The sequence below is a fragment of the Barnesiella sp. WM24 genome (genome assembly GCF_004570975.1).
Lineage (GTDB): Bacteria > Bacteroidota > Bacteroidia > Bacteroidales > Muribaculaceae > Muribaculum.
The window spans coordinates 270423-283596 of sequence record NZ_SPPC01000005.1; the positions used below are offsets into that span (position 1 = coordinate 270423).

A 13174-nucleotide genomic window follows, 5' to 3' on the forward strand; every position below is an offset into this window, starting at 1 on the left:
CTATATCACAATGAGCAATTGGTTTGAAACGAAAGTTCGTTACGACAAGTTGATGGAAAACGGCACACAGAAAAAAGTCAATGAACCCTACATGGTCGATGCCCTGAGCTTCACCGAAGCCGAGGCCCGCACCATCGAGGAGCTGACTCCGTTTATTTCCGGCGACTTTTCCATTTCGGCAGTAAAGCGCACCAACATAACAGAAATATTCTGGGATGACGCAGCCGACAAATGGTATCACGTGAAAGTCAACTTCATCACTCTCGACGAAAAGACCGCAGTCGAAAAGAAGACAACAACCCACATCCTCGTGGCTGCAAACAACTTCCGCGAAGCCCTTGACAATTTCATGGAAGGGATGAAAGGCACGATGGCTGACTTTGAGGTATCGTCAATAGCAGAGACCACGATAATGGATGTGTTCAAGGCAAAACTTGGCGGCAGCGAATCATCGGCTGAATAAAAACGCGTCATCATAATGGACCGCATAGGACAGCGCATCACCGACATCAAATCGACACTGCCCGAGGGAGTGACCCTCGTGGCGGTGTCGAAATTTCATCCTGCCCGGGCTATAATGGAAGCCTACGGTGCCGGGCAGCGTGTGTTTGGCGAAAGCCGCGCGACAGAGCTTGTTGAAAAGGCATCCACCCTGCCCGATGACATAGACTGGCATTTTATCGGGCATCTTCAGACCAACAAAGTGCGCCTTGTCGTGCCCCACGTCAACCTCATCCACAGCGTCGACTCGGAGCGCCTGCTCCGGTGTATTGACACCGAAAGCCGGCGCATCGGCAAAGTGACCGACGTGCTGCTCCAGCTTCATGTCGCCCTGGAAGAGACCAAATATGGATTTTTACCCGACGAGCTCACGGCGCTGCTCAAAGAAGGCATCCTTGAGGAGACTCCGGGCGTCAGAGTGCGCGGCATAATGGGTATGGCAAGCAATGTCGACGACGAGTCACGCATAGCAAGCGATTTTCAGGCAATCAAGCAGGCATTTGACAGTATAAAATCATTGTCTCTGCCCCGCATGGAGGCATTTGACACGATAAGCATGGGCATGAGCCATGACTATCCGCTGGCTATAAGCCACGGAAGCAACATGGTAAGAATAGGCACAACAATATTCGGGGAAAGAGAATATTGACCGCAATACATGTTTTTCAGCATATCAGCATCCGTCACTAAAAAAAAATCGCTAATTTTACAGAATTAACCAAAAATCGCTATTTAATCAAGAATCACTATTTAATCAAAACTGATTACACATGGTACAAAAAGCACAAACCAACGGCAGAACGATAGCCATCATCGCGATGTTTTTCCTATTTGCGATGATTTCGTTCGTCACAAACCTCGCAGCCCCCATCGGCACTATATGGGGCAACACATTTGAAGGCAACAGCGTGCTCGGCATGATGGGCAATATGATGAACTTCCTCGCCTATCTGTTTATGGGAATACCCGCCGGCAACCTGCTCGTAAAAATCGGATATAAGAAGACCGCTCTCTGGGCAATGGCAATCGGAGTCATCGGTCTTTTCGTACAGTATCTTTCAAGCCAGGCAGGCGCCGACACCGCCCTGTTCACAATGCAGTCTACCATCGACGAAGGCGGCATGATGGTGACAAAGGAATTCACCGTGTGCCTGAACTTCTTCATATACCTTCTCGGAGCTTTCATATGCGGATTCTGTGTATGTATGCTCAACACAGTCGTAAACCCGATGCTCAACCTTCTCGGCGGAGGCGGCAACAAGGGCAACCAGCTGCTGCAGACAGGTGGTGCGCTTAACTCTCTGTCAGGCACCCTCACCCCCTTCTTTGTAGGTGCGCTCATCGGTCAACTCACCAAGTCCACCACCATCCAGGCGGTGACTCCGCTTCTGTTTATCGCGATGGGAGTCTTCGTGGCAGCGTTCATCGTAATCTCATTTGTGGCAATTCCCGAGCCTAACCTGTCTAAAGGACACAAGAAAGTAAAATACAGCCACAGCCCGTGGAATTTCCGCCACACTGTGCTTGGTGTAATCGGTATATTCATCTATGTCGGCATAGAAATCGGTATCCCCGGAACCCTCAACTTCTATCTTGCCGATCAGAAGGCATCGGGAGCCGGCGTAATCGGCGACGCCTCCACCATAGCTGGAGCCATCGTTGCCGTCTACTGGCTGCTCATGCTTATCGGACGAAGCCTCAGCGGTGCTATCAGCGGCAAGGTGTCAACCCGCGCCCAGCTTATCAGCGTGTCGGCGGTAGCCACAATTCTCGTAGTCCTCGCCATCTTCATCCCCAAGACAGTGACAGTGCCTGTACCTGAATTTGTCTACAGCGGACTCAACGGAGAGCAGGCAATGGTGCCTGTCAGCGCCTACCTGCTTGTAATCTGCGGTCTTTGCACCTCGGTAATGTGGGGTGGTATCTTCAACCTTGCCGTAGAAGGACTCGGTAAATACACGGCACAGGCGTCGGGTATATTCATGATGATGGTAGTAGGCGGCGGAGTGCTTCCGCTCGTGCAGCAATTCATCGCCAAGGAAGCCGGCTACATGACCAGCTACTGGCTGATTGTCGCATGTCTGCTTTACCTCTTGTTCTACGGTCTCGTCGGCAGCAAGAATGTCAACACCGACATCCCCGTAAACGAAGAGCTCTCTGAAGAAGAACAATTATATCTCTAACTATACCTATACTTAATTTATTTTTAACTTTTTTATTTATGGACAAAAACCTCATGACTCGCGCAGCCGACAATATCCGTGTTCTGGCTGCCTCAATGGTCGAGAAAGCAAAATCAGGCCATCCCGGCGGTGCTATGGGTGGCGCCGACTTCGTAAATGTCCTGTACTCATCGTTTCTTGTAACGGATCCAGACAATCCTACATGGATTGCACGTGACCGGTTCTTCCTTGACCCGGGCCACATGTCACCTATGCTTTACTCTGTACTTGCTCTCACAGGTAAGTATTCGGTCGACGAGCTGAAAGAATTCCGCCAGTGGGGAAGCCCCACTCCCGGTCATCCCGAGCTTCATCCGGAACGCGGCGTGGAAAACACGTCAGGTCCGCTTGGACAAGGTCATGTAATGGCTGTAGGATGTGCCATCGCAGAGCGTTTCCTTCAGGCTCGATTCGGCGACTGGATTGCCCACAAGACTTATGCCTTCATTTCTGACGGTGGCGTACAGGAAGAGATTTCACAGGGCGCAGGACGTCTTGCAGGATTCCTCGGACTGCACAATCTCATAATGTTCTATGACAGCAACTCAATCCAGCTCTCAACTGAGACCAACGCTGTGACTACCGAAGACACAGCTGCGAAATATCGTGCATGGCACTGGAACGTGATTGAAGTTGACGGAACCGATCCTATCGCGATGGCAGGAGCGCTTGAAGCTGCTATCGAAGAGAAGGAGCGTCCGACAATCATTATCGGAAAGACCATCATGGGACGTGGAGCAGTGACTGCCGAAGGAAAGTCATACGAAGGAAAGTGTGACACCCACGGAAACCCGCTGAGCGCTTCAGGCGCCGACTTCGCCAAGACTATCGAAAACCTTGGCGCAGATCCCGCCGATCCGTTCCACATCTGGGATGACGTGAAGAAACTTTACGAGGACCGTGCAGCAGCACTCCGCGAGGAAGTAAAGGTGCGCCGCGCTGCCGAAAAGGCATGGCGCGAGGCTAATCCCGAGCAGGCTGCTATCCTTGACGGCTATCTCGCAGGAAAGCTGCCCGCAATCGACTGGAAGGGCATCGCTCACAAGCCCGGCATCGCAACCCGTCAGGCTTCAGCCGACGTGCTTGCCGAACTTGCCAAGAAAGTCGGCAACATGATATGCTCGTCAGCCGACCTTGCCAACTCTGACAAGACCGACGCATTCCTCAAGCAGACCCATCCGCTCACTCACGGCGACTTCTCAGGAGCATTCCTCCACTGCGGCGTGACCGAGCTTACCATGGCTGCAATCATGAACGGTATCGCCCTCCATGGAGGACTTATCGGCGCGTGCGGCACATTCTTCGTATTCTCTGACTATATGAAGCCCGCTGTGCGTATGGCTGCCCTCATGGAACTCCCCGTGAAGTACATCTGGACTCACGACGCATTCCGTGTAGGCGAGGACGGTCCTACCCACGAACCCGTAGAGCAGGAAGCCCAGATACGTCTCATGGAAGAGCTCCGCAACTTCAAGGGTCAGCCCAGCATGCTCGTGCTTCGTCCCGGTGACGCAGCAGAGACCTCAGTTTGCTGGAAGATGGCGATGGAAAATACCAAGACCCCGACAGCCCTTATCCTCAGCCGTCAGAACATCCCCGACCTTCCCGCAGCAAGCGGCGACCGCTACGAAGAGGCTCTCGGCGCTGAAAAGGGCGGTTATGTAGTGGTAGACGCAGCCAACTCCGCTGTCACTCTCGTGGCAAACGGCTCGGAAGTGTCACTCCTCGTAGAGGTGGCAGGCATTCTCGCCAACGAAGGCATCGCTGCCCGCGTGGTATCTGTGCCCTCAATCGGACTCTTTGAGTGCCAGCCCGAGGCTTACCGCAACAGCGTGATACCTGCCGATGGCAAGGTGTTCGGCTTGACCGCAGGTCTTCCCTCAACCCTTCGCGGAGTTGTAGGTCGCAACGGTGAAGTGTTCGGTCTCGACCACTTCGGCGCATCAGCCCCCTACAAGGTGCTTGACGAGAAGTTTGGCTTCACCGCACCCGCAGTGCTTGCCCTCGTGAAAGCCTACATCAACAAGTAATCGATCCCGACAACAACTTATTACCCGGGCGGGGCGCAGTTAACCACACGGCGCCCCGCCCCTCTTTTATCATCGCTCGACAGTCACTAACGGAACATAAACGACGCCGTAAGCATCGGGCATGAAAAAGATTTTTGCGCAGCTATTGCACAGATGGAGAAAAAGTTGTAACTTTGCGGCGTTTTTAACACATTATTAAATAATAATTATTCACAATGAATCATTACGAAACCGTTTTCATTTTAACTCCCGTTTTGTCTGATGCTCAGATGAAGGAAGCGGTAGACAAGTTCACCGGTGTGATCAAAGCCAACGGTGGTGCTATTGTCAACGAAGAAAACTGGGGTCTCCGCAAGCTTGCTTACCCCATCCAGAAAAAGTCAACCGGCTTCTACACACTCGTAGAGTTTGACGCCACTCCCGACACCATCAAGAAGCTGGAAATCCAGTTCCGTCGCGACGAGCGCGTGCTTCGCTTCCTGACATTCCGTCTTGACAAGTATGCTCACGAGTATGCAATCAAGCGTCGCAGCCTCAAGGGTGCAAAACAGAATCAAACAACCGAAGAAGTAAAGGAGGACTAAATCATGGCACAGGCACAATCAGAAATTCGCTATCTCACTCCGCTGTCAGTGGACGTAAAGAAGAAGAAATATTGTCGCTTTAAGAGAAGTGGCATCAAGTATATCGACTACAAAGATCCTGAATTCCTCAAGAAGTTCCTCAACGAGCAGGGCAAGATCCTTCCCCGCCGCATCACCGGTACTTCACTCAAATTCCAGCGTCGCGTAGCCCAGGCTGTGAAGCGTGCCCGTCACCTTGCACTCCTTCCCTACGTAACCGACTTGATGAAATAATCTTAACAACAGAGACAATTACATTATGAAAATTATATTGAAAGAAGACATCTCCGGTCTTGGTTACAAGGACGATGTTGTTGAAGTAAAAAACGGCTATGGCCGCAACTACCTCATACCCCAGGGCAAGGCAGTAATCGCTTCTGAGTCAGCGCTCAAAGTTCTTGCTGAAAACCAGCGTCAGCGCGCCCACAAGCTTGCCAAGATTAAGGCTGATGCCGAAGCTGCCGCTAAGGCGCTCGAAAATGTAGCTCTGACTATCGCGGCTAAGACCAGCGAGGCAGGCACTATCTTCGGCTCGGTTAACGCAGCAACTATCGCTGAGGCTCTTGAAAAGCTCGGTCACAACGTAGACCGCAAGCTCATCACCGTTAAGGAGACCATCAAGGAGCCCGGAAAGTACAACTGCACTATCACTTTCCACAAGGAAGTGAGCGTAGAACTTCCCTTCGAGGTTGTAGCAGAAGCAGCTGAATAATCAGCAGCTACCAAGCTATCTAACAATACACAAAATGCCGCGTCGATATTGGCGTGGCATTTTTTTGTTGTCATTGTCATGCTTTTTTGCTAACTTAGGGGGCGCGCCCGATTAAGGGGCATATGGGTCTATGGCTTGGTACAACATCTTACTATTACTGGCATATGCCGGCACCATAATAAGCCTTGTGGCAGTAGTGTTGTCGGAAAACCGCAATCCGGTGAAGTCGCTCGCCTGGATTACGGTGTTGCTCATGGTGCCTGTGTTTGGAGTGGTCTTGTACATCTTCTTTGGAAGAAGCCTTAAAAACACCCGTATGATTACACGGCGCAACCGCCGGAGACTGCGCAAGAAAGAGTCGTTCCGTAGCGTGGACGTGTCAAAGCTCGCGCTCTCGACAGCCAGCCGGCAGCAGATAAAAATGGCGAAGACAATCACCGGGTCAATCTACTATCCGGGCAACAAAGTCGAGATATTCACCGACGGACACTCAAAATTTGACGCGCTTATCGCTGACATGGAGAGCGCGAAGGAGTATATCCACCTTCAATATTACATATTTACCGACGACAATACAGGCACCCGCGTTGCCGAGACACTGATGCGCAAAGCACGCGAAGGAGTGAAGGTAAGGGTAATCTATGACCATATCGGTTCAATCAACACAAAATCAAAGTTTTTCCGCCGCATGACAGAAGCGGGCGTTGCCGTGTACCCGTTTTTCAGGGTCACATTCCCGGTATTTGCCACCCGCATTAACTGGCGCAATCACCGCAAGATAGCCATAATCGACGGAAAAGTGGGCTACATAGGCGGAATGAACATCGCCGACCGATACATAAACGGCGTCGCCTACGGGATATGGCGCGACACCCATCTGCGCATAACCGGACCGGCTGTCGGCGGACTGCAATATTCCTTTGCCATCGACTGGAACTTCATGGGTCAGCCGCTGCTTGAGGAAAGCGCCGACACCTCGATACACAACGAGCCCCACTTCACCGCCGGCATACAGATGATGACCAGCGGCCCCACAAGCACGTGGAGTAACATAGCGATGGTGTTTCAGAAAGCCATCGCAAACGCAAAGAGATGTGTATTCCTTCAGACACCCTACTTTCTGCCTACAGAAAGCCTGCTGCGCACACTCCAGGCTGTGGCACTCGCAAAAGTCGACGTGCGCATAATGCTTCCGGCAAAAAGCGACTCCGCGATACTGACCTATGCGTCAAGGAGCTACATCCGCGAGTGTCTGCTGTCAGGCATAAAGGTGTATCTCTATGAAGGGGGCATGCTTCACGCCAAGACAGTGCTTGTCGACGATGAATTTGTGTCAGTAGGCTCCACCAACTTTGACTTCCGCAGCTTTGAACACAACTTCGAGAGCAACGTCTTCATCTACTCCCAGGAAATAAACAGGCAGATGAGGGAAATATTTCTTGAAGACCTCACCCAATGTGTCAGGATAAGCCCCTCGGAATGGAACAAACGCCCCAGATGGCAGAAGATAAAGGAGTCAATATTCAGGTTGCTGAGCCCGGTGCTATGACGCAATATCTCCCGCGCTGCCACGTTTAATAATAACAACGACTATCTTACAACCTATGAAACTTGGAATCATAACGTCGGCGCTCGCGCTGGCGGCACTGATTTTCACCGGATGCCGCAAAAATGAAGAGCCCCACGACATATACAACGAAATCAAATCGGTCAACCGCCTGAACCTCGCCGGCATGACGATATCAAAAATGGCGACAATCGACGATATTACCCTCGACGAGGCAAAAGGAGTGAAAGAAACCGCCGACGCACTGCTGAACGCCATAAAAATCGGCGACCGCATAGCCGTGTACTCCTACGACACATATCTGCGCGCCTACATCGACCTGTCGGAACTGACACCATCCGACGTCGCCGTCGACGAATCGACCCGCTCAGTCACCCTGTTGTTGCCGGCGATAAAGACCGAATTTGCAGGAAGAGACCTTCCTATACGCGAAAATCACTACCGCGTGACCGGACTGCGCTCGGCTATAAACGCCAAAGAGCGCGCCGCGATAAAAGAACGCATGAACGAATCGCTCAAAGCCGAAGTAAGGCGCAACCCGCAGTTTCAGAACCATGTGAAATCAGAAGCACGCAGGAAAGCCGTCGCCTACTTTGAGTCAATGCTGGGCAACCTTGGCTATTCCGCCGACATTTCATTCAAATCAAAATGACGCTCATGAAAACTTCAAAAATCATATTTGCCGTGGCTGCCGTAATCGCCCTCGGCTCACTGGCTCTGCTGGCACCACGCTATTTCACTCCAAAAGAGGAAGACCGCGACATCATGGACTCGACCGTAAAAGAAATCAAGTCAATGGTAAAACTATGTTCAGCCGACATCTACGAGGAAGTGCCGATAAAGGCATCGATAGGCAACCGCCACATATTTGCCCGTGTAACATTAAAAGGCACTATATCATTTGACATCGAGCGGCTTGACATCACCCGGGAGGGCGACACCCTGCATGTCGCCCTCCCCCCGGAAGAAATCGAGATTCTCGAATCGACCGACAAAGACTCTTACATCGTCATAGACACCTGGAGCGACAAGCTTATGGGCAACAGCCGCTTCACTACAGAAGAAGAAAACAAGATTAAAGAGAAAGTCAAGCAAAACGCCATAAAAAACATATATGCCAAAGGCTATGTCAGACAAGCAAGAGCGGAGGCGGCGGCCAATCTTGGCAATATGATTTCGACGCTCACCACAAAGCCCGTAAAGGTCACCGACCCGACCCCCGGAGGCAAAATGAACAAAGGCAATTAAAATGACGGTAAGAAATTCAATTTTCAGTACAAATATTTGCATTATAAGATTTTTATCGTACTTTTGTAAAAATTTGGGATAAATGGCAAGCGACTTACAGCAGACACTTTTGCGTATCAGCCGTAAGGCGGAGTCTCTGACCGAGCGATACAATGCGCTCTATCAGGCTAAACAAGAAGCCGATGAGACTATTGACAAGTTGGAAAAGAAGATATCGAGTCAGGAAGACGAGATAAGAATCTTGAAAAGCAGAGTAGAATATCTCACAGTAGTGACTACCGCTATCCCCAACCGTCAGGATGTCGCATTGAGCCGTGCCAGGATTTCCGAATTAGTGCGGGAAATCGACAAGTGCATCACAGAGCTAAGCGAATGATGCGATGAAAGATAAACTGAATATAAAAGTAAAATTGGCCGACCTTGCCCCGCTTGGCATGGTTGTCAGTTTTGAAGGCGAAGAGGAAGTCAGGCTTGCCGAGCGATATGTCAATCGCGTCTGGAGCACCTGGATGGAATCAAAGCCTGCCGACAAGACATCAAAGGATGTACTCGGAATGGTAGCGTTACACTTTGCAAAGCTCTATGTAATAGAGCAGCGCAAAAACGAGCGTATCGATGATACGCTGAAGGAGTTTGAGGAGAAGTTTGACAATATATTGCTCAATATAGAGTGAACCTGCGGCAGACACCTTCCTGCACATGACATATTCAGGGGACAACGCTCCCCCACGTTTTGAGAGAAGTAACCTGCACTTATAGCCATAACCGCACCTGTACAAAGGTGAAAGCATGGCTTATGAGTGCTTTTTTGTTTAATATTATTATCATATCACATTATTCACATATCATGGATCCACTCATATTATCCATCGTAGTAGGAGTAGTGGCTGCCGTAATAGGAGTAGCCGCCACCATCATAGTCCAGAAATCTATAGGCAGAAGCCAGGCAAAGACAATCGTTGATGAAGCCAAGCAGGAAGCTGAGGTGCTGAAGCAGAAAAAACTTCTGGAAGCAAGAGAAGAAGAGCTTCAGATCAAGACTGAGGCTGAAAAGCAGGCAAACTCAAGACTCGCCAAGGTGCAGCAGTCGGAAGCACGCATCAAGCAGCGTGAACTGCAGCTCAACCAGCAGCAGGGCGACATAGCCCGCCGCCGCAACGAGATTGACGCCACTAAGGCAAATCTTGAAGCACAGGCAGTGGTGCTGGAAAGCCAGAAAGCCGAGCTTGACAAGCTTACACGCACCGCCCAGGACACCCTTGAGCATATCTCGGGGCTCTCTGCCGAAGAGGCTAAAGAAAAGCTTATCGAGTCGCTTAAAGACGAGGCAAAGACCGCGGCGGCAAGCTATATCAACGACATCATGGACGAGGCAAAACTCACCGCCAACAAGGAGGCAAAGCGCATCGTGGTGCAGTCAATCCAGCGTGTCGCCACAGAAACCGCAATCGAGAACTCGGTGACCGTATTTCACATAGACTCCGACGAAATCAAAGGTCGCATAATCGGTCGTGAAGGTCGCAATATACGTGCCCTTGAAGCTGCAACCGGCATTGAAATCATTGTCGACGACACTCCCGAGGCAATTGTACTCTCCGGATTTGACCCCGTGCGTCGCGAAATCGCGCGTCTTGCCCTGCATCAGCTTGTAGCCGACGGACGTATTCACCCCGCCCGCATCGAAGAAGTTGTCGCCAAGGTGCGCAAGCAGATTGAAGAGGAAATCGTAGAGACGGGAAAGCGCACTGCAATCGACCTCGGTATCCACGGACTGCATCCCGACCTCATCCGCCTTGTAGGAAAGATGAAATACCGTTCAAGTTACGGACAGAACCTGCTCCAGCACTCTCGCGAGACAGCAAACCTATGTGCGATCATGGCTTCGGAACTCGGACTCAACCCCAAGAAAGCACGTCGCGCCGGTCTGCTCCACGACATAGGCAAAGTGCCCGATGAAGAGCCGGAACTGCCCCACGCACTCCTCGGCATGAAACTTGCAGAAAAATACAAAGAGAAACCCGAAATATGCAACGCTATCGGCGCCCATCACGACGAGATAGAGCAAACCACCCTTCTGGCTCCCATCGTCCAGGTGTGTGACGCGATCTCAGGCGCCCGTCCGGGTGCGCGCCGCGAAATCGTAGAAGCCTACATCAAGCGTCTCAATGACCTTGAGCAGCTCGCGCTCTCTTATCCGGGCGTAATCAAGACTTATGCCATCCAGGCAGGTAGAGAGCTGAGAGTTATCGTAGGAGCCGACAAGATTGACGATGTTGAGACCGAAAAGCTCTCTTCTGAAATCGCAAAGCGCATCCAGGATGAAATGACTTATCCGGGACAGGTTAAAATCACAGTAATCCGTGAAACCCGTTCAGTAAGTTTTGCAAAATAAAGCAGCCGGGTGAATCATGACAAAAGATATTGACGACATAACACCGCGCCGTGACGAAAACCGGTCGTCGCGGGAATGTAACGGCAAGTGTGGCGGAGGATGCGGAAACTGCGGAGGCTGTGACAGGTCTCCGCGCGGCAAGCTCCACTGCTACAACTGGCTTGGCGACATTCCCGGAGGATTTGCCGATTTCGACATGGTGGAGGTGCAGTTTAAAAATACCCGCAAAGGATTTTACCGCAACAACGCCAACCTGCAGCTTGCCATAGGCGACATGGTTGCCGTAGAGGCATCGCCGGGTCATGACATAGGGCAGGTCACTCTCACCGGACAGCTTGTAAAGCTGCAGATGAAGAAAGCCAATATCAAGCCCGATGCAGAGATACGGCGCATTTTCCGAAAAGCAAAGCCTGCCGACCTCGAAAAATATGAGGAAGCGAAAGCTAAGGAAAACGACACCATGATACGCTCGCGCAAAATCGCCGAGAGCCTGAAGCTCAACATGAAAATAGGCGATGTCGAGTATCAGGGCGACGGCAACAAAGCTATATTCTACTATATCGCCGACGAGCGCGTCGACTTCAGGCAGCTGATAAAGGTGCTTGCCGAGACATTCAAGGTGAGAATAGAGATGAAGCAGATAGGCGCGCGACAGGAAGCGGGGCGCATAGGCGGTATCGGTCCATGTGGACGCCCGCTGTGCTGCTCAAGCTGGATGACCAATTTCGTCTCTGTGGCTACGAGTGCAGCAAGATACCAGGACATTTCGCTTAATCCGCAGAAACTTGCCGGACAGTGTGCCAAGCTAAAATGCTGTCTTAACTTTGAGGTGGACACTTACGTGGAGAGCGTCAAGCGCATGCCTGCACGCGACATAACCCTTGAGACTGCCGACGGTACATTCTACCACTTCAAGACCGACATTTTCAAGCGGGAAATCACCTACTCCACCGACAAGTCAGTGCCGGCTAACCTTGTCACAATCTCTGCCGACCGTGCCTTTGAGGTAATCTCCATGAACAAGCGCGGCGAAAAGCCTGAAAAACTTGCCGCCGAAGGCAGCGAGAAGCCGAAAGAGCGCAAGGAGTTTGTAGAAATTGTAGGTCAGGACAGCCTCACCCGCTTTGACAAGGCGAAAAAGAAGAAGAAAAAGAAGAAGCCCCAAGGCGAAAAGAAGGAGGGAGGAGCAAGACCAGACAACGGACCGAAAGCCGATAACAGAAACAAGCCCCCGCAGCAGCCGCGCCAGCCCAAGCAGCCGCGCCAGCCCCAACAACAGCAACAACCTCAGCCGCAACAGCATCGAAACAGGCAGGCTAAACAGCTGAGACATGACATTTCGGGCGAAAATAAGCCAAAGGACACTTCGGCAACCTCCGACAATTGACAATGACCAATATAAAGTTTAAAATACTTATTTCTCTTATATCATTATGCCTGGGTGCCTGTGTGCCCGGGCAAAATGACTTTTGTGAGTTTCGTCAACTGCCGGAAGATGGATGGCCCTACGGCGATACCCTGCGGTTCTCGCCGGTATTTGCCGACTCGACCTCGACCGCGATTCCGGTCATAGCCATCCGTCATAACAACGCCTATGCCTACAGCAACCTGTGGCTTGAGTTGTCGCGCATGTCACCCGACAGTTCTGTCATGATACTTGACACAATCAATGTCAGGCTCGCCGACATTTACGGACGATGGCAGGGACACGGATTTGGCGCCTCCTACCAGCACGCCGACACGCTTTTCACCGCGACTCCGGTGCGTTCCGGCGAATCGGTTGCCGTGCGCCATATAATGAGAGTCGACACGCTGCGTGACATTGAACAATTAGGCATCCTGTTCGTTTCGACTAAATAGTTTACAGTTAAACCACAAC

Annotated in this window: 15 protein-coding genes; all 15 read left to right on the plus strand. The window is 51.4% G+C overall.

What is annotated here, in order from left to right:
- The first annotated feature begins 4 nt into the window (after window positions 1-4).
- The 15 genes from E4T81_RS07325 to E4T81_RS07395 all read left to right on the plus strand — a co-directional run bounded on the left by E4T81_RS07325 (window position 5) and on the right by E4T81_RS07395 (window position 13155).
- Window positions 5-463, plus strand: coding sequence for a DUF4494 domain-containing protein (locus E4T81_RS07325; protein ID WP_135042906.1), 459 nt, complete (start codon window positions 5-7; stop codon window positions 461-463).
- Window positions 464-478: 15 nt separating this feature from the next.
- Window positions 479-1150 carry a YggS family pyridoxal phosphate-dependent enzyme gene (locus tag E4T81_RS07330; RefSeq protein WP_135042908.1) on the plus strand — a complete coding sequence of 224 codons (672 nt, stop codon included), beginning with the start codon at window positions 479-481 and terminating at the stop codon, window positions 1148-1150.
- A gap of 121 nt (window positions 1151-1271) precedes the next feature.
- Window positions 1272-2684, plus strand: a complete 1413-nt coding sequence (locus E4T81_RS07335) for an MFS transporter (protein ID WP_135042910.1) — start codon at window positions 1272-1274, stop codon at window positions 2682-2684.
- A gap of 38 nt (window positions 2685-2722) precedes the next feature.
- Complete coding sequence (locus tag E4T81_RS07340) at window positions 2723-4753, plus strand: transketolase (protein ID WP_135042912.1); 2031 nt, start codon at window positions 2723-2725, stop codon at window positions 4751-4753.
- Window positions 4754-4968: 215 nt separating this feature from the next.
- A complete protein-coding gene (rpsF, locus tag E4T81_RS07345; RefSeq protein ID WP_135042914.1) occupies window positions 4969-5337 on the plus strand; it encodes a 30S ribosomal protein S6 in 369 nt (122 codons plus the stop codon).
- Between the two features lie 3 nt (window positions 5338-5340).
- On the plus strand, window positions 5341-5610 hold the full coding sequence (gene rpsR / locus E4T81_RS07350; protein ID WP_123485397.1) for a 30S ribosomal protein S18: 270 nt from the start codon (window positions 5341-5343) through the stop codon (window positions 5608-5610).
- A gap of 25 nt (window positions 5611-5635) precedes the next feature.
- Window positions 5636-6088, plus strand: a complete 453-nt coding sequence (gene rplI, locus E4T81_RS07355; protein ID WP_135042916.1) for a 50S ribosomal protein L9 — start codon at window positions 5636-5638, stop codon at window positions 6086-6088.
- Window positions 6089-6218: 130 nt separating this feature from the next.
- A complete protein-coding gene (gene cls, locus E4T81_RS07360) occupies window positions 6219-7637 on the plus strand; it encodes a cardiolipin synthase (RefSeq protein ID WP_135042918.1) in 1419 nt (472 codons plus the stop codon).
- A gap of 55 nt (window positions 7638-7692) precedes the next feature.
- Window positions 7693-8307, plus strand: a complete 615-nt coding sequence (locus E4T81_RS07365) for a DUF4230 domain-containing protein (protein ID WP_135042920.1) — start codon at window positions 7693-7695, stop codon at window positions 8305-8307.
- A 5-nt stretch (window positions 8308-8312) separates the two neighbouring features.
- Window positions 8313-8903, plus strand: coding sequence for a DUF4230 domain-containing protein (locus E4T81_RS07370; RefSeq protein WP_167761768.1), 591 nt, complete (start codon window positions 8313-8315; stop codon window positions 8901-8903).
- 82 nt (window positions 8904-8985) lie between these two features.
- Window positions 8986-9279, plus strand: a complete 294-nt coding sequence (locus tag E4T81_RS07375; RefSeq protein WP_135042924.1) for a hypothetical protein — start codon at window positions 8986-8988, stop codon at window positions 9277-9279.
- Window positions 9280-9283: 4 nt separating this feature from the next.
- Window positions 9284-9577 (plus strand): cell division protein ZapA, encoded by a 294-nt coding sequence (zapA, locus tag E4T81_RS07380; RefSeq protein ID WP_135042926.1) that lies wholly within the window; start codon window positions 9284-9286, stop codon window positions 9575-9577.
- Window positions 9578-9750: 173 nt separating this feature from the next.
- Window positions 9751-11295 carry a ribonuclease Y gene (rny, locus tag E4T81_RS07385; protein ID WP_135042928.1) on the plus strand — a complete coding sequence of 515 codons (1545 nt, stop codon included), beginning with the start codon at window positions 9751-9753 and terminating at the stop codon, window positions 11293-11295.
- Between the two features lie 16 nt (window positions 11296-11311).
- Window positions 11312-12682: a regulatory iron-sulfur-containing complex subunit RicT gene (locus tag E4T81_RS07390; RefSeq protein ID WP_135042931.1), complete on the plus strand. Its 1371-nt coding sequence runs from the start codon at window positions 11312-11314 to the stop codon at window positions 12680-12682.
- A 2-nt stretch (window positions 12683-12684) separates the two neighbouring features.
- Complete coding sequence (locus E4T81_RS07395) at window positions 12685-13155, plus strand: gliding motility lipoprotein GldH (RefSeq protein ID WP_135042932.1); 471 nt, start codon at window positions 12685-12687, stop codon at window positions 13153-13155.
- Window positions 13156-13174: the final 19 nt, after the last annotated feature.